Source organism: Shewanella sp. ISS20 (genome assembly GCF_056522965.1).
Genome location: NZ_JAWRZK010000001.1, coordinates 2,114,836 through 2,136,459, shown reverse-complemented (window position 1 = coordinate 2,136,459; position 21,624 = coordinate 2,114,836). Strand labels below are relative to the sequence as shown.

The following is a 21,624-nucleotide window of genomic DNA, read 5'->3' as shown; positions in this document are numbered from 1 at the left end:
GCTAACAAAAGTCAGCGTGATGGTTTATCTCTGGCCTGTGGCCTGCGATACTGGCGGCAATACATAAGTAGTTAAAGTAGTAAGTAAGGTTTCATGGATAAGTCGCGGGAAAAACAGCTGATCCAATGGCTCAAGCAGCAACAAAAGGCTTGTGGTCGTTTTGTGCAGTTAACGGTACTACTGGGGTTAGTAAACGGTGTGGCCTTAGTGGCTCAGGCGTATTTGCTGGCAAAAGTGTTAGATGGTGTGGTGATGGCAGGCCGTAGCGCCGCTGATTTTAGCGAGTATTATCTCGCCTTTGTCGCCTTATTATTAGTGCGCGCCGCCTTAGCCTACGGGCGTGAGCGTTTAAGCTTTATGGCAGGAATGCGCCTTCGGCAAACATTGCGCGCAGCAGTGCTTGATAAGCTGGCGCGTTTAGGCCCTGCCTACATTAAAGGGCGACCTGCCGGCAGCTGGGCCAGTGTGGTGCTTGAGCAAGTAGAAGACTTGCAAGATTTTTATGCCAGATATTTACCGCAAATGAGCCTAGCGGCATTCATCCCTGTGATAATTCTGGCGGTGGTTTTTCCGTTAAATTGGGTGGCTGGCGCGATTTTATTGCTGACAGCGCCGCTCATACCACTGTTTATGATCTTAGTGGGCTGGGGCGCAGCGGAAGCGAATCGTCAAAACTTTCAAGCCTTAGCGCGCTTAAGTGGCCACTTCATGGATAGGCTTGCCGCCTTAGCTAGCCTTAAGTTGTTCTATCGCGGTGACAGTGAGTTACAAGCCATTTCCAATGCCAGTGAAGAATTTAGAAGCCGCACTATGTCAGTGCTAAAGCTGGCCTTTTTAAGCTCGGCTGTGCTTGAATTCTTTGCGGCGGTTTCCATTGCGGTATTGGCTGTGTATTTTGGTTTTAGCTATTTAGGCCATTTGAATTTTGGTCATTATGGCGAGCCCATTACCTTGTTTATCGGGCTATTTGTGCTGATTTTAGCGCCTGAGTTTTATCAGCCGCTGCGTGATATGGGCACGCATTATCATGCTAAAGCGCAAGCGGTGGGTGCCGCTGAATCTTTACTTGAATTGTTATCCCACGATGAAAGCCTTAACTCTGGCACCGCAAGCGTAGATGGGCCGATTGCTATTAGCGCCAAAGACTTAGTGGTGTATAGCCATGAAGGTCAAACTTTGCTGGGGCCGATTAGTTTTGAGCTGGCAGCCAATCAATCTATGGCGTTAGTTGGGCCAAGTGGCGCGGGTAAAACTAGCTTAATCAATGCATTGCTTGGTTTTTTACCTTATCAGGGGTCACTTGTTATTAATGGGGTTGAGCTTAATCAATTAGATATGGCGGCATGGCGCGCTAAGCTTGCTTGGCTCGGGCAAGAGCCGCAGCTATTTTTTGGCTCAGTGCGCGACAATATTGCCATGGGGCAAACTGAATTAAGTGCTGATGAGTGCCGCAAGTTATTAACGGCGGCGCATATTAGCGAATTTAGCGACAAGCTCGATTGCATCATCGATGAGCACAGTGGCGGCATTTCTGTGGGGCAAGCCCAGCGCATTGCCTTAGCGCGCGCCTTGGCGCAATCGCCGCAGTTGTATTTACTCGACGAACCTACCGCCAGTTTAGATTTTCATAGTGAGCAACATGTAGTGGCGGCGCTAAATGAGGCGACGGCGGCGCGCTCCTGCATAATGATCAGCCACAGATTAGATTTGCTGAAACAGCAAAGCGATATTTTAGTGCTAGATAAAGGCTTGTTAGTGCAGCAGGGCAGTTATGCTGAGCTCGCGCAAACTCCTGGGGTATTTAACGATATGTTAAGTGAGTTGTCGCTAAGCTCGCAGTTAATGACGAGCGTGGCTCCAAGCAAGGAGAATAACTAATGCGCGTATTATTGCCGCTAATTAAATTGTTCTCGCGCCAATCATTATTGATGAGTTTAGGTATTTTACTGAGCTTCACGACGTTGGCCACAGGCTTAGGCTTGTTGTCGTTATCGGGCTGGTTTTTATCAGCAACGGCAGTGGCGGGATTAACGGTTGCTACAGCGCAGGCGTTTAACTTTTTTACCCCAGCGGCTGGGGTGCGTTTTTTATCGATATCGCGCACTGCAAGCCGTTATGGCGAGCGTTTAGTCACCCACGAAGCCACTTTTAGATTACTGACTGAGCTTAGGGTTTTTGTCTGGCAAAAAATTCTGCCATTAAGCGCGGCCAACCTTAAAGGCTTGCGCCAAGGCGATATGTTGAATCGCCTAGTGGCGGACATTGATACCTTAGATCATCTCTATTTACGCTTGCTGACGCCATTAGTGGCAGCATTAGTGATGATTGCTTGCTTGTATGGTTTGATGTCATGGATAGATGCGAGCTTAGCCTTAGTGATGGTGTCATCGTTGCTATTGGCATGGGGGCTATTACCCGCATTATTTTATTGGTTAGGCAAAGATCATGGCCGCGCCTTAGTTGATACTAAGCGCCAATATCGCATTCAACTACTTGAATTTATTCAAGGTCAAGCAGAGCTAACCTTGTTTGGCGCCGATAAACGTTATCGCCAGCGCTTAGATAAGGCGGAGCAGGCCTTGTTAAGTAGCCAAGTGAAAATGGCAACTGTCACGGCTTGGAGTCAAGCCGCCTTAGTTATTGCCAGTGGCACCACTATTTTACTGATGTTGGTGTTGGCAGCCGATGGCGTGGGTGACAATGCCGCGCCTGGCCCAATGTTTGCCTTAATGGTGTTTGCCGCCATGGCTTGCTTAGAGATGTTGATGCCGTTAGCGGGCGCGTTTCAGCATTTATCTTCATGCGTTTTGGCGGCGCAGCGTTTAGATGAGCTGACATCGCAAACCCCTGCGGTCACTTTTGGTGATAGCGATAAGCTTATTAGTCGCGGTGAGATTGAGCTTGCTAATCTCAGCTTTGGCTATCTTGCCAATACTCCTGTGCTTAAGGGCATTAATCTCACCGTAAAAGCTGGCAGTAAAGTCGCGCTACTTGGGCAAACAGGGTCTGGTAAATCAAGCCTGCTAGCCTTATTAACCCGTGATTGGTTGGCGTCCATTGGCACTATCAGCATTGATGGCACAGAGCTTCAAGATTACAGCGAGCATAATCTGCGCCTTGGCATGTCGGTCATGAGTCAGCGTGTGGTGCTGTTAAGTGCAACCGTGCGCGATAACCTTAAGCTTGCGCTTATGCCACAGCAACAAGTCACCGACGCTGAACTGATTGCCGTGCTTGAGCGAGTCGGTCTTGAAGTATTAACCCAAGGCGATGATCCGTTAGCTGAATGGCTAGGGGATGGTGGCAGACAATTATCGGGCGGTGAGCGCCGGCGCATAGGTATTGCGCGTTTGCTATTGCGTGATGCGCCGTTATTACTGCTGGATGAACCAACAGAGGGCTTAGATAAGCGCACAGAGCGTGAAATTCTGGCACTACTATTTGAATTTGCTAAAGATAAAACCTTGCTGATGATTAGTCATCGTTTAACGGCCATGGCGCATATGGATGAAATTCATTTGCTGGATGATGGCGTGATAAGCGCAAGCGGCGATCATACGAGTTTGCTTGCAAGCAATGAATATTATCAGAGCTTATATCAACGTATTTAATCAGTTATGCAGTGTGAATGATGCAGTCTTGGAGAATGCTCGGCGCTGCATTGACATGCTTTAGCTCGAATGGTTTAGTGTATTGGTTTTAGCTTGTTGGTTTTAGCTTGTTGGCTTTAGCTTGTTGGATTTAGTTTTCTAGATTTAGCGGGTTGGAACTAGGGGATGGTTAATCGTCTTGAGCTATGGTCGCTAGCCTGCACTAAGACTAAGTCTATGCACTAAATATTAAGTCTTAAGCATTAAGAGAAAGTGAGTGTGGCAAAAGTCGCACTCACTTTTTTTATCGCTAAAATTCGGCGACTAATTTGGAATTAGTGGCTGCGGCTAAACTTTTTAGCGGCTGCGGGTAAACTTGTTAAAGGATAACTGTCCTACAGGCTCTGGCAGCGCTACTGGCGCTGTTATCAGGCTTGGCGCTGTTTCATGACCGCCGCAACCACAACCGCCGCCACAGCCACCTTTTTTGGCATGATTAAGCGATGGCCGCGCATCAGACATAGCTATCAGGGCTAATTCACCCGCCATATATTGCGAGCGTAAATTATCTATGCCTTGGCGGTAATCGCCTTGATACACCTTAATGCCTGCGCTGTGTAATTTGCCGAGCATACGCTCACCAATATTCTGCACTATGATGGCTTTGGCGCCTTGGCGCTTAATCAGGTTGAGCATAGCTTTTTTGGCCGCGCAGCCGCTTTTAGCATCGGGTGCTACTGCTGGGTTATCAAATTCGCTAATGGCGCCATTGGCATCATAAAGAGCAATAGTTTTAGCCTTAGTAAAGTGAGTGGCCATATGATTGCGACTGATGGGGATTGCTAGCATGGTTACCTCGGTAAATGTTGCAGCTTGGGCAGTGATGGCCAATTGGCAGCAGGGAGCAATAACAGAGCGGTTATTTTGCCCAAGATAAGGCTTAAGGTCTGTGGCTACCTTCTCATTTTACGGCTCTGAAGATGAAGCTTATTGAGCATTTACAAGCTGGATTTTACTGCGCGGCGCTAATAATTGCAGAATAACAAAAAAGGCTGCCACGGCAGCCTTTTACTAGGTGATTAGTAAGAAATGAAATTAATCGTTGTCGATTTCTACTTCGCAATTTGAAATTTGGTTGATACCAACTATTTCACATTCAATTTCAACCCGTTTGCCCACGTACTGCTTTAAGGCGCCATCAACATCTTTATAACCGAAGATAGTTGGGATGCCATCAGTACCAGCCTGAACCACACCCTCAATTTCTATGTTGCTCTCGTCATCGCCGCGCTCAATTTCAACCACTATATACTGGTCATTTTGCTCGTAGCCAGAGAGTTCAACCCATTGAGTGCCATTCACTTGATTTGACGGAATGTCATCAAACTGGATATTTGCTGCTGCAATGAACTCAATACCATTCATGGTGATTTTATTCAGTGTGTTATCGTATTGAGCCTTACCTGGCACTTCAAATTCAGCGCTTTCGATACCAGTGACCTTGTGATCGGCATCATCAAATTCAATTTTGGAAGCTTTAATATTGGCAGCACTTAAATCCCATGTGCCTTCAACTTCAATGCTGACACCAGGTTTAAGGCTGTTTATATCGCCATCTTCGAATTTAGTTTCTTTGGGAATGGCAACTGAGCGGTTTTGGTTGATCACTAAGTGATCTTTATTTGGGCTAACCCAGCTAATGATGCCTTCAACTTCTAATTCGTTGTCTTCACCAAGCAAGTCTTTGTAGTTTGGGTTATCGATTTCAACGTCAGTCGCTGTTAAGGTAAATACATCATTTTCCTCAGTTAATACACCTTCAACTTCAACCCAATCACCTTGCTTAATATCGTTCAATTCGCTTAGGCTAGCAGTTACAGTCACTTTGCCTAATTTGAAGCTATTACCCTTAAGTTCAGTTACTAGGCCTTCGAGTTCAGTCTTAGGGTTAGCATCATCTTCGAGTTCAATATAGGTCGCTTGAATGATGTTGCCATCGATAGCATAGCCACTGATCTCAACAAATTTGCCAATGATTTTTTCATCTAAAACGCCATCGAATTGGGCATTCTTGGTCAGCACTTTCATGCCAGCGATCATTAGGTTGTTATCAGCATCAATAGTGCTAACTGGCGCCGTCATCAAGCTATCAAAGATGATGGTTTTAGCATCACTTGAAATAGTTAATTGCATGCCAACTTTTAAGTTAGCCAAATCCAGTGGTGGTTGCGTGCGGCTAGGTACTGGATTAATGGTGGCACCAGATACATTCACTTCTTGCTTGTTGATGGTCAAGGTGCTTTTTTCTAAAGATATCTTAGTCAATTCACCAGAGATCACCTTAGCTAATGGGGTTGGTGTTGGTGGAGTTACAATAGTGTCATCACTACCTGAACCACCACAAGCTGATAAACCCGCGACTAAAGGTAAAATATAAAGGCTGCGCTTCATGATAAATGCTCTTGGCTAATTGAAATTGGCATAATCTTACTCTTTGATAATGCCATTATCTAGCGAATGAAGCTGAGTTCATCAAATTGTAAGATTAGGGTATCATTTTGATACGTTTGTGTGTTTTGGTGGGTTTGCCCGCGCTAGCGGGCAGGTCAGCGTCAAAATATTAAACTAGCCTAGGCGTTTGGCAAAATCTAGATAACGCATCACTTCAGCTTCCGGAAAACGTATTTCATTCCCTTCGCTAACACTACTGAGTAAATTTTCACGAGCATAACGTTTGATGGTCGCTGGGGATTTATCCAAAATTTTACACACTTCTTCCAATGTCAGTAACTTGTCACTCATGATTCCATTTCCTCTGTGATCCTGTGGGGCTAAGACCTGCGATTTATCCAAAAACTAGGCCTGTGGCAAGTATAGTCAAAGAATGCTGAGCTCACTTAGCTTGCGCCCATTTCGCCATGCTAAGGTTTTACTTGTTTGAAAACACTCGGTAAAGTAGCGCATCGGTTTTTGTTAGGCGGTGCTATGTTGTCAGGTTTGTTATTTGTATTAGTCCCTCTGTTACTTGGCTATTTAGTGGTGTTAAAGCGCGCTAAATGGCTTGAGCTTATTAATAGTGTCTGCGGTTACTTGGTGATAGTGATTTTGTTTTTGATGGGCATGAGCCTTGCCAAATTAGATCAATTGGGGCAAAACCTGACGCAAATTGTCACCATAGCGGGCACCTTATTTGTGTGTATCAGCGTGGGTAACTTGCTGGTATTACCGTTACTTGACCGCTTATGGCACCCTAAAGTCGATGCCCATAAAGTGCCGTTACCGTTTAAATCTATGCTTAAGGATTCCGGCAAACTGATTGGCTCTGTGATAGTAGGGCTTCTGGTTGGTTTAGTCGTAGTGAGTGTGGTGGCTAATGGCTTGTTTTGGGTCGAGCGCGGTAGTGAGCTAATTTTATTGTTTTTACTGCTGCTTATTGGCATTGGGCTGCGTAATTCAGGCATGTCACTTAAGCAAATTTTGGTCAATCCCAAGGCGATGATTTTAGCTGGCGCCGTTATCTTGTCATCTTTGCCGGGCGGTTTAATTGCCGCTTGGATATTAGGCTTTAGCTGGAATCAAGGCTTGGCCTTAGCGTCTGGCTTTGGCTGGTATTCGTTAACTGGGATTTTAGTGAGCGATCACTTAGGGCCTGTGATTGGCACTGGCGCGTTTTTAAATGAACTCATGCGCGAACTGGTGGCCTTGCTACTAATCCCTGCACTCATTCAGCGCTACCCTTACACTACTGTGGGTTACGCGGGGGCCACGGCTATGGATTTTACCTTACCAGTTATTCAGCAAGCGGGCGGTAATCAGTTTGTGCCTATTGCCATTGTCAGCGGCTTTATTTTGAGTTTGGCTGTGCCCATCCTAGTAGTGTTTTTTATGACCTTGTAGTAATTCACGCGCCAGCAAAGTTTATGGCCATGTTAGTGGTGACCTTGATTATTCCATTTGTTATTTATCAGCGAATGCGTAGCAAAAATCCACTGTCAGCGGGCGTGTTTATGCTGGATGATGCCGCTATGGATAAACAGAGCTAAACGTTAGACTTAAAACGACATGCCTAATAATAAACGCCAGCTTAGCTGGCGTTTATTTATTGTGACTTTTGGTATGCAAGGTTTAGAGCTAGTGCTTAATTGTTAGCGCTTAATAGTTGGCACTTAAGAGTTAGCACTTAAGCGCAATCAAGGCTGACAGTATCTCTTGGCTGTTAATGGCTTGGTCGCTAATGATTTCAATGCGCGAATCCATGGCATCGTCTAATTCTGTAATAGTTAAATCACTCTCTAAGCGATTAAAAGCCGCAATGCCATCTGGGGTAATAAATACCGCCTTGAGTCTTAGGCTGGTAATGCCATCGATAGTGGCTAATAAGCCGCGTAAATCAAATTGCCACTGACTATTAAACATCCAGCCAGAGCTGAAATGGCCATCAAGCTGCTGCTGATAACTGGCTATGCCTTGAGGGTTAAATGTTGGCAGCTCGGTGGCGCTATTTTCAGCAATGGCTGGGCGTAATAAATTCGCGCTGGCCGCTTTTGAACTTTTGAGGTTCACCGTGGTTGCTTGCGCCAGTGTTTGCAGAATATTGGCAATGGCGGACTGCTGATAACCATGGGCTAAAATCGGCGCCTTAAGTGCTAGCTCTGTGGTTAATTGTTGCAGCGCCGTCAATTCATCCGCTTGATAGCTATCGGCTTTGGTGGCAATGATTAAGTCACTGATAGAGAGCTGTTCTAAAAAGTGCGCAGATTGCAGGTAGCGCTCATCGCTAAGCTTAGTGGCATCGACTAAACACAGGCTGGTTTGCAGTTTAAGTACGTTGGCAAAATGCTCTGATTGCAATAATTTAAGGATTTGTCGGGGATGACCAAGACCAGAGGGTTCAATCAACAAGCGGTCGGGACGCACTTGGCGTAAAATCTGATTAATGGCGATATGGGTCGGCACGCCACTGGCGCAGCACATACAGCCGCCAGAGACTTGCTTAATATGCACTTGGTGTTTGGATGAAAGTAATGCTGCATCTAAGCCCACTTGGCCAAATTCATTGACCAGTACCGCCCAGGTTTCATGGTCAGGTTTTTCAGCCAAGAGCTGCTGAATTAGGCTAGTTTTACCTGCTCCCAAAAATCCGGTAATCACATTTACGGCCACAGCTTGAATGATCATGCTTACTCATTATTAACGGCAAATTGCGAGAGGATAACATACATGGCTGGTAAAATTTTGCCACTTTTGCTGAGGATTATGTGGCTGGTTGTTAGCAAAAAAGCAGCCCGTAGGCTGCTTAGGTATAATCACTACTATCTATCAAACATTATTAGCAGCATGGCCGTTAACGCTTGATGGAGAGCGATTAACTATCCCCCAATGACAGCAAGGTAGTGTTACCGCCAATGGCCGTGATGTTGTTAGTGCGGGTCTTTTCAGTCACAAAGCGGCTTAAGTAATGTGGGCCGCCAGCTTTGGGGCCTGTGCCCGATAAACCTTGGCCACCAAAGGGTTGCACGCCAACCACCGCGCCAATTTGGTTACGGTTAATATAGACGTTACCCACATTAAGGCGGCTGGCTAAATTAAGGGCGTGACCTTCGTTGCGGCTATGTATGCCCAAGGTTAGGCCATAACCTGTGCTGTTGATTTCGTTAATCACGGTATCTATCTTGTCGGCTTGATAACGAATGACATGCAAAATTGGGCCAAAATGCTCTTTCTCTAGCATTTTAATCGAACTAATTTCAACGGCATAAGGGCTGACAAAATGACCATGCTCACAGACACTTGGCAGCGCTAGCTGTTTAATGGTGCGACCAACTTGTTGGATGTGATTGATGTGCGCATTCAAATTCGCTTTAGCGGTAGCATCAATTACAGGGCCAACATCGGTTTGATAGTCACTCGGATTACCTATCACCAATTCATCCATAGCGCCTTGCAGTAACTCAAGTACTCGCTCGGCAATTTCTTCCTGCAGATAGAGCACTCTAAGGGCTGAGCAGCGCTGGCCCGCACTGGTAAATGATGATGATACAACATCGTTCACCACTTGCTCAGGCAGGGCGGTGGAGTCCACTATCATGGCATTTTGACCACCGGTTTCTGCAATCAAAGGTAAAATGGCGCCTGGGCGCTCCGCTAACGTCATATTGATGCGCTTAGCAGTTTGGGTGGAACCGGTAAAACACACGCCAGCAATGCGGGCATCAGAGGTTAACTGCGCGCCAACGTCGGCACCGGTGCCGGGTAAAAATTGCAATACATTGCTTGGAATACCGGAGGCGTGCGCCAGTTGCACCGCGCGATAGGCGATGATACTGGTTTGCTCAGCAGGTTTAGCTATAACGCAGTTTCCTGTGGCTAAGGCGGCAGATACTTGGCCTAAGAAGATAGCGAGTGGAAAGTTCCATGGGCTAATACACACAAAGGTGCCGCGCCCAAGCAAAAATAATTGATTAAGCTCGCCCGTTGGGCCTGCTAATAATTCAGGTTTAGCCATCATCTTTTTGGCGTTAAGGGCGTAATAGCGGCAAAAATCCACGGCTTCACGCACTTCATCAATACTGTCTTGTAAGCTCTTGCCAGCTTCGCGCACACATAACGCAATTAACTCATCGCGATTTTCTTCCAGTGCATCGGCCAATTTTTGTAAGGCTTGGGCGCGCTGCTCAACTGGAGTATCGCGCCAGCTGGCAAAGGCGGTATTAGCGCTCGCCAGAGCCATTTCTACGGCTTGTTTGTCGGCAAAATCGATGGTGCCTACTTGTTGGCGAGTATCAAAGGGGCTTAACACCGGGTGACGCGCGCCTGATAACACTTCGCCATTGACCACGGGACCTGCTTGCCATTGATGCTGCTTAAACTCTTCAATAGCGCTGAAAAATGGCGTGGCTTGGGATTGAATGTTCATGTTAAGTCCTTTTGAATTACGTCGCTCCTCGCCAAAAATATGGGTTGGCAGGGCAATCTTAGTATTAGCTAAACTGGCAAATCCGTTAAGTGTGATGAGTGGGTGGGCGACTAAGGTCTCTATCGGGGTTTTTGGGTCCACCAGTTTATGCACGAACGAGGTATTAGCACCATTTTCTAATAAGCGTCTGACCAAGTAGGGCAGTAAATCTTTATGAGCACCAACTGGGGCATAAATGCGTACTGTTTTGATTAACTTTTGGCTGAGCATAGTGTCATACAATTCTTGCCCCATGCCATGCAGGCGCTGGAATTCAAGCGGGCGCGCGCCATCATACATGTGCAAAATTGAGGCGACAGATTGGGCGTTGTGAGTGGCAAATTGCGGATAAATGGCACCAAGTGTGTGTTCGCTTAATAAGTAGCGAGCGCAGGCTAAATAGGATACATCGGTTGAGGCTTTACGGGTAAATAGCGGGTAGCCGCCTTCGCCTGCCACTTGTGCCCACTTGATTTCACTGTCCCAATAGGCACCTTTGACTAAACGCACCGGGATGATGTCGCCATGCTCTTTGGCTAAGCGGGTAATCCAGCACAATACTGGCAGCGCACGTTTGGAATAGGCTTGTACCACTAAGCCTAATAAGCCCCAGCCACGCACAGCGCTGGATTCAAACAGTTTTTGGAATAAGCGTAACGACAACTCTAATCTATCGACTTCTTCGGCATCTATCGAAATACCGACATTCACGCTGCGAGCTATGGTGATAAGTTGCATCACGGTGGCATAAAGTTCAGTGAGAACTCGTTCTTGATTGGCGACTTCATACCTTGGGTGCAGCGCCGATAACTTGATAGAAATGGTGGGGCGCGGCGACTCTTGCTCGTTATATTCATGACGGCCAAGGGTGCGAATGGCTTCGGCATAATCGTTAAAATATTTACGCGCATCGGCGGCGGTTAAGGCCGCTTCCCCAAGCATATCGTAAGAATGGGTATATCCCAGTTTACGAGTATCTTGGCTGTTGCTAATCGCCTCAGTGACAGTGCGACCAAGCACAAACTGTTTGCCCATGATTTTCATGGCGGCATACATGGCTTTGCGAATAACGGGTTCACCCAAACGATTGATTAGGCGATTAAGTAAGTGACTTGGAGTGCCATCGACTTGCTTGTCCATAGCCACTATTTTGCCCGTCAGCAGTAAGCCCCAGGTTGAGGCATTGACTAACACAGAGTCACTTTGCTTGATGTGTTTATCCCATTTGGCGCCAGATAACTTATCTTCAATTAATGCATCAGCCGTTGCGGCATCAGGGATACGCAGTAAAGCTTCGGCAAGGCACATCAAGATAATGCCTTCATCGGTTTCCAGGGTATATTGCTGCAAAAAGGCATCGACGCCTATCATCATGCCTTTCTTTTCAAACTGCCGAACTTTAGTCACTAAATGACTCGCATTGCGAGTGATAGCTTCTATGTCGTTGGCATCACTAGGAAGCAGTGTGATGAGTTGTTTAAGGTATGATTCTTCATCGACGATATAGTTATTACTGATAGCGTTAAATAGCTCATCGAGAGGGGCTTGGGCATATTGCCCTGCCAGTACAGTACTCGCATTGAACATGGTCATGATCCTTTGGCCTGTAAGTCGATAGGGACATTTTGTGTGGTTAGTTGTTTTGTTTTGTATCTAAAATGTATAAGCTTGCGGCGATTATAACCTGAGAATGTGAGCTTGGACACTTGAGTGTTACGTGTGATTTTGCGCTGTTTTACGCTTGGTATGACGGATGTTTTTGTTGACGCTGTTGTTTGTGATGAGTGGCAATCAGGCATAAAAAAGCCGCAGTAGGAACTGCGGCTTAAGTGTTAAATTTGGCAATTTGACGCGACTAACTTACATCCAGCGATTTTTTTTACGACGCTGAGGTTTTGGCAGGTAGACTAAGAATATCCCTAAGACTAAGCCAACAAACGCAATCAAGGCGCCTTCTTGCCACAGCTTATATTCTTGGCTGTCTTTGATTTGCTTTAACTCAGACGCCAGACTATCGCGCTCTTGCGTGGTAGTCGTGAGTGTTTGATTAAGCTCAGCCAGTTGCGCCGACATCTGACTATTGTCAGAAGAGGTTGACGCTTTATCTTCAATCAATTGCTTAACTTGTGCTTGGCTCGCTGCCAGTTGCTTTTCAAGCTCAGGCACACGGACTCTAAAGCTTGGTTGACTATTGAGTTCTGCGCTCTTAATCCAACCTTCACGACCTTTGTGGTCAATGATTTTAGTGTAAGCACCGCTGACTTCACCGAGCTTTTTCACTTGTTGGCCGGCTTCAACGCTGCCTAGAATACGAAACTCTTTGCCTGGACCACCATGGATGTAAGTGAAAATATCTTCTGAAACGTAGCTGGTTTGCGGATTAGCCAATGCCATTGGGCTGGCCAAAAATACACATATCAAAGAAAGCACTCTAAACACTTTTTTGTCTCACAGTCATAAAGTTGCACACATGCTAGGGATTGTCAGGCACCAATGCAAGAGGGAAGTCGTTAGACTTCCCTCTTGTAAGTGAGTTTTTGTGGCCTAACAGACGTTAGGAGCCAAAAATACCCTTAATGATGTAGAAGAAGATGATGGCCAAGCCAGCACCCGCAGGCAGGGTAACAACCCAAGACACTACGATATTACGCACTACACCTAAGTTAATCGCAGCAATACCACGAGCCATGCCCACACCTAACACTGCACCTACTAAGGTTTGAGTGGTAGAGATAGGTAAACCAGTACCAGATGCAATAACTACTGTGGTAGCAGCAGCCATTTCAGCAGCAAAACCACGGCTTGGGGTTAAGTGAGTAATGTTCTTACCAATGGTTTGCATTACGCGCTGACCAAAGATAGCCAGACCCAACACAATACCAAAGGCGCCCAGTGGTAAAATCCACCACACCAGAGTAGATGTTGATGAAATAACGCCGCCGCTTTCAACCACAGATACAACTGCAGCCAAAGGACCAATAGCATTAGCAACATCGTTCGAACCGTGAGCAAATGCCATAGAACAAGCAGTAACTACCATTAGGATAGCGAATACTTTTTCAACGTTGGCATACAAGGTTGCACGAGTACTGTTTGAATCCATTTTTAAGCGTGAAATCATTATCTTACCTATTAAACCCACGACGATAGCAATTGCTAATGCCAGTGAATAAGCTTCGGTATTAGATAAGTTCAAGCCAATATGGGTCAAACCTTTAGTGATAGTCACTAACGACATGATGAAGCCTGCGAATGCCATGTAAAATGGCACATAACGCTTGGCATTCGCCAGAGGATCATCAGTGTTGAAAATTAACTTCTGTACGCTTTGGAAAATCAAGAATGCGAGGAAACCGGAGATCGCCGGCGTAACCACCCATGAGCCAACAATACCGCCTACTTTGCCCCAAGATACTGCATCCATACCCACGCCGACTGAGGCGAAACCTATGATGGCGCCAACAATAGAGTGAGTAGTAGATACTGGCCAGCCTAATGCCGAGGCTACAACTAACCAAATACCCGCAGCCAGTAAGGCTGAAATCATACCGTAAACTAATAGTTCAGGCTGAGCCGTAAAATAGGAGGAATCAATAATACCATTGCGTATGGTACTAGTTACTTCACCACCGGCTAAATAGGCACCGGCAAATTCGAAGATCATCGCAATGATAATCGCTTGTTTAATCGTGATGGCGTTGGAACCTACTGAAGTACCCATGGCGTTAGCCACGTCGTTGGCACCAATACCCCAAGCCATTAAAAAACCAAACAGTGCCGCGAGACCAATCAGCATCGGTCCATTGGTTACTAATACTTCAACCATGTTATTACCTTGAAAATCAAGTTATTAGACACGAGCCAACAACAGCTCTAAACGGGAACCGACACGTTCTGACAAATCTGACAGATCGCCAACCCATTCAATAATTTTATAAAGGAACATGACATCGATAGGGTTCAGCTCGGCTTCCATGGCAAACAGTTGACGACGCACTTGGATCTGTAAGTCGTCGGTATCTTCTTCGATGACATCGAGTTCAGCAATCATTTTAGCCACTAAGTCTACTTCGCGTCCGCGAAAACCTGTTTCTAATAAATCATCTAACTCATTGATGGCACTTTTTGCCAAAGCAGTCGCATCGATACAACGCGCTAAATAAGCTAAAAACGGCGCTTGCATACTGGCAGGCACTTGTAATTGACGGCCGATAACACGACCAGAAATATCTTTGGCTTTATTGGCGATTTTGTCTTGCTGAGTTAAAAGCTCCAGCAAATCGGTGCGTTCTACAGGCATAAATAAGCCGCTAGGCAGAGTTAAACGAATTTCTCTTTTAAGGAGGTCGCCTTCTCTTTCTAATTGGCTGATTTGTTTTCTCAACTCAACTGCTTGATCCCAGTCACCCGACATCGAAGCTTCGAAAAATGGGACTAGTAATGAAGCGCAGTCATGTACTTTGTCAATGTGATCTAGCAGAGGTTTAATTGGCGATTTTGCAAACACGCCTAAAATAGAGTTTACTGGCATAGCCGTTACCTATTTTGGTTATTCCATCTTTGGAAAAAGCGGGCGCATATTAACCCAAGCGACCGCGCATTGAAACTGTGTTTTTCTCTCTTGAACACAGTTTTACCGTTTTCGAGCTCTAAAGCACTCTTGGGACGCATCCTAAGGTCGCTTTGTGACAACAATATTACAATATATTCATAAGGTGAATATTTTATGAATATCTTATTACATTAAGACGAACCTATGCCTGCAGAAATTGAATTAAAGCTATTTTTCCCACCACAAGTTCGAAGCGATATTATAACTCACTTTAGTCGCTTAGAGGCTGCAATTAGCCAAGAGCCGATATATTTAGCTAATGCTTATTTTGATACGCCGCAGTTGGATTTACGCGCGCTCGACATGGGGCTTAGAATTCGCAGCGGCATAAACGTAAAGGAACAAACCATTAAAACCTCAGGCAAGGTAGTGGGCGGTATTCATAGTCGCCCAGAATATAATGTTGATATTAGTGGTCACTTTCCTGAATTAGCGTTATTTCCGCCCCACATATGGCCATCCTCTGAGTCTGCTGCAAGCTTACAGACGCAATTATATTGCTTGTTTAATACGGATTTTGAGCGGCGCTGTTGGCATATTCCGCTGGGCGAGAGCTTAGTTGAAGTAGCATTAGATTTAGGCAGTATTAGCTCAGATAACGCTAAGGGCGAGGCTGCAGTGAGTCATGTTAGTGAGCCCATTTGTGAACTTGAGTTTGAATTATTAAGCGGTAAGCCCGCGGCGCTATTAACGTTAGCTCAAGACTTAGCGGCCAAGGTTCCGGTGGCGATTGCCCGAGCGAGTAAGGCGCAGCGCGGTTACCGTATCGCAGGTCTTGGCGCTCTGCCTAAACTTAAAGCCATTGCGGATATTAGTGAGTTATCTCAAGGGAGTGGTGCCATCGCAGTACTTGAATATGGGCTGGATGCTTGGCCATTATTACTTGAAAATTTAACTGTGTTAACGCCGTTAATGAACGACGTAAATTTAAGCGCCATTATTGACGCTTGGAGTCAGTTAATTAGCGTGCTGGAATTATTGCAAGGGGCTGTGGTCACAATTTCACCCAAGATTGAGCCGGCAAAACTTGCTGCAGTTAACTTGGAGTTTACTAAGGTTAAAGATTGTTTATCTCAAGTGATTGAATTACTTAATACGCTTGCTAACGCTTCAGAAGCGCCAAACGCTTGGCCGCAAATTACCTCAGAACAAACGCCAGAGCAGACTCAAGAGTTGCTGCAATTTAATTGGCTAGAGCAACTTAAGCAGTTACAGCACAATCTTGTGATGGGGCAATTGCAGCTTAATTTATTAGGTTTGCTATTGGCAGGTAGCGGCAAATAGTGAAGGCTAATCTGCAAGAGCAAGTTAACTCATAAAAAATAATGCCAAGGTTTAAGAGTTTAAGAGTTTAAGGCTTAATGAACCTAATTATGCTTAATCTGGGTAATGAGTGAGTCACTTACCCCTTGGCGATTATTTGCCCGCAGCGCGGTATGTTTGCGCTGTGGGGAATAAGTTTCATCATCAAATTTTTATCATCGCGCTACACTACTGCGGCATATTATCTTTTGTATCTTGTGCATTTGCCGCGTTATTTTGATTATTGTCATTTGCCGCTAACTTTTCGTTAAGCGCTGTCATTTGCGCCATTAATTGGTGTTGGTTCTGCTCTAACCTTGCAATAGTGGCGTATAACTCTTGGCGCATTTGCGCTTGGTGTTCATCGTTTTCACTGTCATTAGAATTAACAAATACAGATGCCATATAGCCTGAAATCACCCCGAAAAAACTGACCCCGCAAATAATAACTATGGCGCCGATAACATGGCCTGCGGTAGTTACGGGATAAAAATCGCCATACCCTACGGTTGAGACCGTCACTAATGACCACCATAAGGCTTCTTGCGCGGTAGTTATATTGGCGCCAGGCTCACCACTTTCCATTAATAAAATCATTAATGATGACAAGGCCAAGATGGTAAACATGGCAAACATTAGGCTGACGAGCGTAGTTTGTTTTCTTTGTTTTAACAGTGGAATAAGAATATGGCGCGTAGTGCGAATGAGTCGGATAACCCGTAGCACTTGAAATAAGCGCATCATCCTTAAGGCTTCTATGGTGGGGATACTCGCTACGAAATCTATCCAATGATGCTTAACATAAAACACTTTATCGCGGGCGCGAAATAAGCCGTAAAAAAAGTTAGCTAAGAAAATAAAGCAGATGCCGGTATCTATCATTAACAGTAATTGATGGGTTTGCGGCGCAAGATTGGCAAAGGTGAGGCTCAGCACTAGCAATACTGATACCAGTGACATCACCATCATGGCTAACTCAAACGGGGTTGGCGTGACTATGGCGCGTATTTTACTGGGACGATTTTCTGCAGTGCCGCCGCTATTTGGCGTATTGGACATGGCTATTCCTATGACTCTTATTTTAATTCTTATTCTTTAGGCTTAGTGAGTAGTAACTCTTGATCAAAAGGTGCATTTATTTAAGCAAGCTCTGCATTTATTCTGCGGCTAGATGAACATAGTCAATTAAATCATCGAGCACTCTTTTTTTTATTTCGAGTTGATCGTCAATGCCGTACTTTAAGGCTAAGGCCTGATAATCGTTGGCGCTAAGAGAGACAGTCAGTCTCGGTCTTTTAGGGCGTTTAGGGCCCGCCAGCCCTAAAATTGAGCGAATTTGATCCGATGGACTCACTCCTGCCTCTAACGCAGCTTTACGAATGGCGTATTGAAATTGCTCATCTAAATCAAAAGCAATTTGCGATGCCCGCGCGGCTTGTTGGTTCTGTTGCCAGCTTGGCGGCAGGGCATTTTTGTCTCGGCTCATGGATTACCTCTTGGCCAAAATTCATGGATATCTGTCATGGGGCGCGCCATTGCTAGATATACATCAGTGTCTCCCGATGTCATTACTTGTGCCAATAATGCGTGCTGCTCGTCATTGGTTTCAAGATAATAACTTTCAAAGGCTTGGCCACCTTGGCGATCATCCGATTGCGGTGGTGTTCGCTGCCGATAATCCTGCTGATGGCGATAACCAAATTCGGCAAAGCGTACTCGATGGTATTGCTGTCCAAGCCAAGCACTTAAATCGCTGGCAAATGCAGTGGTTAACGGGGTCAGTGCTGTATGGCTATCTATATCAAACAGATAACTAAATTCATCCAGATTAAATAGTTGTTCAACTTGGGCGCGCGTTAATGGTAAGTACAATAGCAGTTTATCCTTGTGCTCTACTAGTCTTAGGGTTTGATCTTGCTTGGTTTTAAACCAATATACCGCCTCTAAGCGGTATTGATATTCATCGCAATAGACATGTTCTAGCATTAACGTTTGGCCGCGCACCATGGGCGGTAAACCAAAGCCGTTATCTAAGGTGATCATATCTTGGCGGTTTAGTTGATCGAGGCGCTCAATGGCAGCGGTGTTTACAGGATGATTAGAACTATCAGAGCTATTGCTAGATTTATCTGCGCCAAACCATTTGCTGAAAAATCCCATAGTGACTCCAAAGATGACTCAAAAGCGGTTAACACTAGAGTTTAACTGACGCCGAACTCATAAAAGTTCGGCGTTCAATTAAGTTAACTCTTAGCTTTGAGCCTATCGAGTACTGATTGCGCTGACTGCTTAGTTTCGCCTATACCTGCGGCTTGAAGTTTAGCTTGCAGTGAGTTATCGCTATTATCAGCTTCTAAGGTTTCTGCGGCTTTCAGCTTGTCATCAAAAGCTTGCTGGCGGGCTTTAATACGCTCGAGTGATTCTTTGGCATTCATCAGCTTAGAATTGCTATCGGCAAATGAGCTAGAGATAGACGCCGTTGCCTTTTGCACACTGTCGGTGGTTTTTACCATGGACAATTGTCTTTGATAATCAGCGAGTTGCCTTTCAGTTTGTGTTACTAAATTTTTAAGGCGGGTGGCGTTCGCGCTAAAACTGTCGTTCGCGCCTTGCCGCTCGCCAAGTGCTTGTTCTAGCTCGGCAATTTTAGCGGCGACTTCTAAGGCCAATCCCTCATTATTTTGCGCTAACGCTTGGGTGGCATAGCCTTCATGCTCAGCTATGCTGCGCTTTAAGCTGTCAATTTCTCGGCCAGCCTGCATTTCTTTAGCCATAACTTCAGTTAAGTCGCGCTTGGCTTTATTGAGATGACGCTCAGCATCGCGAATTTCTTGCTCAAAAATCCGAGTGGAATTGGCATCGACTATGGATTGGCCGACTTCAGTGGCGCCGCCACGAAACGCGGTCAGAATTTTGTTGAGAATGCCCATGAGCGTCTCCTTAAATGAGGTAGTCTGCCATTTCGTCTATGACTTCTAGACAATTGTCAGAGAGTACTGTGAGTTCTTGTGCTATTTGCTGGATATCGGCCTGAGTCGACAAGGCGCCATACAGCACATATTTGTTGTCTATGCTGGCAAACGCTGACAATGGCATAGGTATGTTGAGTTCTAACATGGCCGACATCATTTCAAACTGCTTATCGGCAATGACTTCGTCTTTGCCCCACAGGTAGGTGATACACAAGATTTGATTGTCAGTGACCGACAGGAAAATAGGCAGTTCTTCGCGGCCTAAAATATTGACCTGTAACACTTCAACGTCACCCGCTATGGGGTAACAATCAAATTGCATTGAGAGTGCTTGCTCGGCAGGCAAGGCGTTCAGTTTATTCGCTATGGCATGCAGATTCATTACTGTCCTCGTTGACATGATATGTCTCTAAAAAAGATATCACCTCGACATATTATGTCAAGGTGGTGTTCGTTATTTAATCGGTTGCGTTAAAATAATCCTAAACCTCGAGTTTCTTCACTCCAGGCTTCTTGGTGATATTGATAGAGCATCATCGAATCTAAGGTATTGATTTTTATCTGCTCGCTATCTAAATATAGATTGCTTGGTGCGGCAAAACTTGCTTGCATAAGTTCAAGTGAAAACCACGTCTGGGCATGATTGAGCACTTTTAATGCCTTAAGACGCTCGCGGCCACTAACACCACTTAAGGTGGCAAGGCTCCAGCCCCATTGTCCAAAACTTGGCACATTGTATTGATATTGATCTACCTTAAATCCCGCCGCGGCTAAGGTTTTTCCTATGGCGATAAAGGCTTTACGGGCATGAAATGGCGACGTGGATTGCACTGTCATGGCGCCATCGGCATTAAGAAGTTGCGCCAATTTTCGATAAAACACATCGCTGTAGAGCTTGTTAAGGTCGGGATGATTAGGATCGGGTAAATCAACAATAATCACATCAAAGTGGCGCTGCTCTGCTAGAAGATTATCAACGCCATTAAAGGCATCATCAAAAACAAGCTCAAGCCTAGGGTCGTTAAAAGCATCTTGATTGAGGGCGCTGATGGCATTCGCTACCCGCGGCGGTAAATCGTTAATCTGCTTGGGTTGCTTAAACAGCTGCACTAACTGCTGGTCTAAATCTATTAAGGTGACTTGTGTGGGTTGCCATTTAAGAACATCCCTAAGCGCTAGGCCATCACCGCCGCCAATAATTAATACTTGCTGCTGGCGCGCGCTGGCATGCATGGCAGGTTCCACTAAAAAGCTGTGATAAATATGCTCATCATCGCCAGAAAATTGCAGCCGGCCATTAAGATACAAGCTATATACCGGCGCTAAACCGCCGCCGCGCAGGCGCTCAGTAATGGTGTGCTGAGCAAAGCGGCTCGCTTGATTAAACACTACTTGGTCGCGATAAATTAGGTTATTAAAATCTTGCTGCCATCCAGGGCCAAGCCTAAATAGCATGACCACTAGTATGGCAATCATGCCATGGCCAAACAGCAGTAACTTAGGGCGGTGAATTTGCTGCCAATAGCGAATTAAGAATAAGAGACCTGCCGCTAGATTGATGCAAGCGGTTAAAGCGGCGGCGCGCTGAATTTCCATCGACAGCATTAGGCTGACCCAAATGGCGGCGCCTATACCGGCGCCAATGTAATCCGCGCCATAAATAGTGCCAGCATTGTGGAGCAAATGCTGCTCGCTCAAAGATTGGCGCACCCTAGCTATGAGTGGAATTTCCATACCAATCATAAAACCTAACACTGCGCCAAACACATACGGCAGATAACTGCTAAGGGCTTGCAATTGGGCAATGGGGGAGCCAAGTGGCAGCATGTCACTTGGCAGCAATAAGATATTGGCTAAATAGATAGGTAAGTACTGAGTAAAGCCAATAACGGCGGCAATCATAATTACCGCAGAGGCGCCAATGAAGGCAAGCCCGAGCTCTAATTGGGCAAAGCGGCTAAAAGGGTCGTGAATGGTGCGCGCGGCTAAGGCGCCTAAGCCCATGAACACTATCATCAGGCCAATCATGGTATAGATGGCCGCTTCCATCGCGCCTAGAATGCGGCCCGCGTAATGAGACAGTAAATACTCGTAAATTAAGCCGCAACCAGCTAATGCCGCCATGATCAGCAATAAAATGGCATCATCAATCACGGCCAGCTTAGCGGGACGAGGCTGCGCGCGGCTCATTAA

General features: G+C 45.8%; 19 protein-coding genes. 5 read left to right on the top strand and 14 right to left on the bottom strand.

Features of this window, described 5'->3' with window-relative positions; translation table 11 throughout:
• Positions 1 to 93 precede the first annotated feature (93 nt).
• Together cydD and cydC are read left to right on the top strand one after the other, a co-directional pair.
• Complete coding sequence (cydD, locus tag AC1HDP_RS09910; protein WP_479638623.1) at positions 94 to 1,878, top strand: heme ABC transporter permease/ATP-binding protein CydD; 1,785 nt, start codon at positions 94 to 96, stop codon at positions 1,876 to 1,878.
• Positions 1,878 to 3,611, top strand: coding sequence for a heme ABC transporter ATP-binding protein/permease CydC (gene cydC / locus AC1HDP_RS09905; RefSeq protein WP_140933568.1), 1,734 nt, complete (start codon positions 1,878 to 1,880; stop codon positions 3,609 to 3,611). Before cydD ends, cydC begins: the two co-directional genes overlap by 1 nt.
• 336 nt (positions 3,612 to 3,947) lie before the next feature.
• Here cydC and AC1HDP_RS09900 read toward each other — a convergent pair whose 3' ends face one another.
• From AC1HDP_RS09900 to AC1HDP_RS09890, 3 genes are all read right to left on the bottom strand, one after another.
• A complete protein-coding gene (locus tag AC1HDP_RS09900; protein ID WP_479638622.1) occupies positions 3,948 to 4,439 on the bottom strand; it encodes a NifB/NifX family molybdenum-iron cluster-binding protein in 492 nt (163 codons plus the stop codon).
• A 246-nt stretch (positions 4,440 to 4,685) separates the two neighbouring features.
• Entirely contained in the window at positions 4,686 to 6,041 is a 1,356-nt protein-coding gene (locus AC1HDP_RS09895; RefSeq protein ID WP_479638621.1) for a DUF5666 domain-containing protein, read from the bottom strand.
• Between the two features lie 174 nt (positions 6,042 to 6,215).
• Positions 6,216 to 6,392, bottom strand: coding sequence for a helix-turn-helix domain-containing protein (locus AC1HDP_RS09890; RefSeq protein ID WP_140933565.1), 177 nt, complete (start codon positions 6,390 to 6,392; stop codon positions 6,216 to 6,218).
• Positions 6,393 to 6,575: 183 nt separating this feature from the next.
• Between AC1HDP_RS09890 and AC1HDP_RS09885 the strand changes: the two genes are divergently transcribed.
• Together AC1HDP_RS09885 and AC1HDP_RS09880 are read left to right on the top strand one after the other, a co-directional pair.
• The gene (locus tag AC1HDP_RS09885; protein WP_140933564.1) at positions 6,576 to 7,487 is read left to right on the top strand and encodes a LysO family transporter; all 912 of its coding nucleotides are present in this window, start codon (positions 6,576 to 6,578) and stop codon (positions 7,485 to 7,487) included.
• A 23-nt stretch (positions 7,488 to 7,510) separates the two neighbouring features.
• Positions 7,511 to 7,633, top strand: coding sequence for a hypothetical protein (locus tag AC1HDP_RS09880; protein WP_276613147.1), 123 nt, complete (start codon positions 7,511 to 7,513; stop codon positions 7,631 to 7,633).
• 130 nt (positions 7,634 to 7,763) lie between these two features.
• Here AC1HDP_RS09880 and AC1HDP_RS09875 read toward each other — a convergent pair whose 3' ends face one another.
• The 5 genes from AC1HDP_RS09875 to AC1HDP_RS09855 form a co-directional block, all read right to left on the bottom strand.
• Positions 7,764 to 8,768 (bottom strand): CobW family GTP-binding protein, encoded by a 1,005-nt coding sequence (locus AC1HDP_RS09875; protein ID WP_140933563.1) that lies wholly within the window; start codon positions 8,766 to 8,768, stop codon positions 7,764 to 7,766.
• Between the two features lie 187 nt (positions 8,769 to 8,955).
• A complete protein-coding gene (putA, locus tag AC1HDP_RS09870; RefSeq protein ID WP_479638620.1) occupies positions 8,956 to 12,132 on the bottom strand; it encodes a bifunctional proline dehydrogenase/L-glutamate gamma-semialdehyde dehydrogenase PutA in 3,177 nt (1,058 codons plus the stop codon).
• 273 nt (positions 12,133 to 12,405) lie between these two features.
• On the bottom strand, positions 12,406 to 12,939 hold the full coding sequence (locus AC1HDP_RS09865; RefSeq protein WP_140933562.1) for a TIGR04211 family SH3 domain-containing protein: 534 nt from the start codon (positions 12,937 to 12,939) through the stop codon (positions 12,406 to 12,408).
• Positions 12,940 to 13,099: 160 nt separating this feature from the next.
• On the bottom strand, positions 13,100 to 14,371 hold the full coding sequence (locus tag AC1HDP_RS09860) for an inorganic phosphate transporter (protein WP_140933561.1): 1,272 nt from the start codon (positions 14,369 to 14,371) through the stop codon (positions 13,100 to 13,102).
• A gap of 24 nt (positions 14,372 to 14,395) precedes the next feature.
• Complete coding sequence (locus AC1HDP_RS09855) at positions 14,396 to 15,076, bottom strand: TIGR00153 family protein (protein ID WP_140933560.1); 681 nt, start codon at positions 15,074 to 15,076, stop codon at positions 14,396 to 14,398.
• 225 nt (positions 15,077 to 15,301) lie between these two features.
• On the opposite strand from AC1HDP_RS09855, the gene AC1HDP_RS09850 reads away from it, so the two are divergent.
• Entirely contained in the window at positions 15,302 to 16,441 is a 1,140-nt protein-coding gene (locus AC1HDP_RS09850) for a CYTH domain-containing protein (protein ID WP_479638619.1), read from the top strand.
• 207 nt (positions 16,442 to 16,648) lie between these two features.
• Here AC1HDP_RS09850 and AC1HDP_RS09845 read toward each other — a convergent pair whose 3' ends face one another.
• The 6 genes from AC1HDP_RS09845 to AC1HDP_RS09820 form a co-directional block, all read right to left on the bottom strand.
• Positions 16,649 to 17,518 carry a potassium channel family protein gene (locus AC1HDP_RS09845; RefSeq protein ID WP_479638618.1) on the bottom strand — a complete coding sequence of 290 codons (870 nt, stop codon included), beginning with the start codon at positions 17,516 to 17,518 and terminating at the stop codon, positions 16,649 to 16,651.
• Positions 17,519 to 17,615: 97 nt separating this feature from the next.
• Positions 17,616 to 17,945, bottom strand: a complete 330-nt coding sequence (locus AC1HDP_RS09840) for a hypothetical protein (RefSeq protein WP_479638617.1) — start codon at positions 17,943 to 17,945, stop codon at positions 17,616 to 17,618.
• The gene (locus AC1HDP_RS09835) at positions 17,942 to 18,619 is read right to left on the bottom strand and encodes a hypothetical protein (protein WP_479638616.1); all 678 of its coding nucleotides are present in this window, start codon (positions 18,617 to 18,619) and stop codon (positions 17,942 to 17,944) included. Before AC1HDP_RS09835 ends, AC1HDP_RS09840 begins: the two co-directional genes overlap by 4 nt.
• Before the next feature lie 83 nt (positions 18,620 to 18,702).
• Positions 18,703 to 19,389 carry a PspA/IM30 family protein gene (locus AC1HDP_RS09830; RefSeq protein WP_479638615.1) on the bottom strand — a complete coding sequence of 229 codons (687 nt, stop codon included), beginning with the start codon at positions 19,387 to 19,389 and terminating at the stop codon, positions 18,703 to 18,705.
• A 10-nt stretch (positions 19,390 to 19,399) separates the two neighbouring features.
• Positions 19,400 to 19,813: a YjfI family protein gene (locus AC1HDP_RS09825; protein ID WP_479639870.1), complete on the bottom strand. Its 414-nt coding sequence runs from the start codon at positions 19,811 to 19,813 to the stop codon at positions 19,400 to 19,402.
• 89 nt (positions 19,814 to 19,902) lie between these two features.
• Complete coding sequence (locus AC1HDP_RS09820; protein WP_479638614.1) at positions 19,903 to 21,621, bottom strand: polyamine aminopropyltransferase; 1,719 nt, start codon at positions 21,619 to 21,621, stop codon at positions 19,903 to 19,905.
• Positions 21,622 to 21,624: the final 3 nt, after the last annotated feature.

Bases quoted from the DNA above. Each gene is read 5' to 3' on its own strand.
- cydD (WP_479638623.1), top strand. From the start codon at position 94: ATGGATAAGTCGCGGGAAAAACAGCTGATCCAATGGCTCAAGCAGCAA.
- cydC (WP_140933568.1), top strand. From the start codon at position 1,878: ATGCGCGTATTATTGCCGCTAATTAAATTGTTCTCGCGCCAATCATTA.
- AC1HDP_RS09900 (WP_479638622.1), bottom strand. From the start codon at position 4,439: ATGCTAGCAATCCCCATCAGTCGCAATCATATGGCCACTCACTTTACT.
- AC1HDP_RS09895 (WP_479638621.1), bottom strand. From the start codon at position 6,041: ATGAAGCGCAGCCTTTATATTTTACCTTTAGTCGCGGGTTTATCAGCT.
- AC1HDP_RS09890 (WP_140933565.1), bottom strand. From the start codon at position 6,392: ATGAGTGACAAGTTACTGACATTGGAAGAAGTGTGTAAAATTTTGGAT.
- AC1HDP_RS09885 (WP_140933564.1), top strand. From the start codon at position 6,576: ATGTTGTCAGGTTTGTTATTTGTATTAGTCCCTCTGTTACTTGGCTAT.
- AC1HDP_RS09880 (WP_276613147.1), top strand. From the start codon at position 7,511: ATGGCCATGTTAGTGGTGACCTTGATTATTCCATTTGTTATTTATCAG.
- AC1HDP_RS09875 (WP_140933563.1), bottom strand. From the start codon at position 8,768: ATGATCATTCAAGCTGTGGCCGTAAATGTGATTACCGGATTTTTGGGA.
- putA (WP_479638620.1), bottom strand. From the start codon at position 12,132: ATGTTCAATGCGAGTACTGTACTGGCAGGGCAATATGCCCAAGCCCCT.
- AC1HDP_RS09865 (WP_140933562.1), bottom strand. From the start codon at position 12,939: ATGGCATTGGCTAATCCGCAAACCAGCTACGTTTCAGAAGATATTTTC.
- AC1HDP_RS09860 (WP_140933561.1), bottom strand. From the start codon at position 14,371: ATGGTTGAAGTATTAGTAACCAATGGACCGATGCTGATTGGTCTCGCG.
- AC1HDP_RS09855 (WP_140933560.1), bottom strand. From the start codon at position 15,076: ATGCCAGTAAACTCTATTTTAGGCGTGTTTGCAAAATCGCCAATTAAA.
- AC1HDP_RS09850 (WP_479638619.1), top strand. From the start codon at position 15,302: ATGCCTGCAGAAATTGAATTAAAGCTATTTTTCCCACCACAAGTTCGA.
- AC1HDP_RS09845 (WP_479638618.1), bottom strand. From the start codon at position 17,518: ATGTCCAATACGCCAAATAGCGGCGGCACTGCAGAAAATCGTCCCAGT.
- AC1HDP_RS09840 (WP_479638617.1), bottom strand. From the start codon at position 17,945: ATGAGCCGAGACAAAAATGCCCTGCCGCCAAGCTGGCAACAGAACCAA.
- AC1HDP_RS09835 (WP_479638616.1), bottom strand. From the start codon at position 18,619: ATGGGATTTTTCAGCAAATGGTTTGGCGCAGATAAATCTAGCAATAGC.
- AC1HDP_RS09830 (WP_479638615.1), bottom strand. From the start codon at position 19,389: ATGGGCATTCTCAACAAAATTCTGACCGCGTTTCGTGGCGGCGCCACT.
- AC1HDP_RS09825 (WP_479639870.1), bottom strand. From the start codon at position 19,813: ATGAATCTGCATGCCATAGCGAATAAACTGAACGCCTTGCCTGCCGAG.
- AC1HDP_RS09820 (WP_479638614.1), bottom strand. From the start codon at position 21,621: ATGAGCCGCGCGCAGCCTCGTCCCGCTAAGCTGGCCGTGATTGATGAT.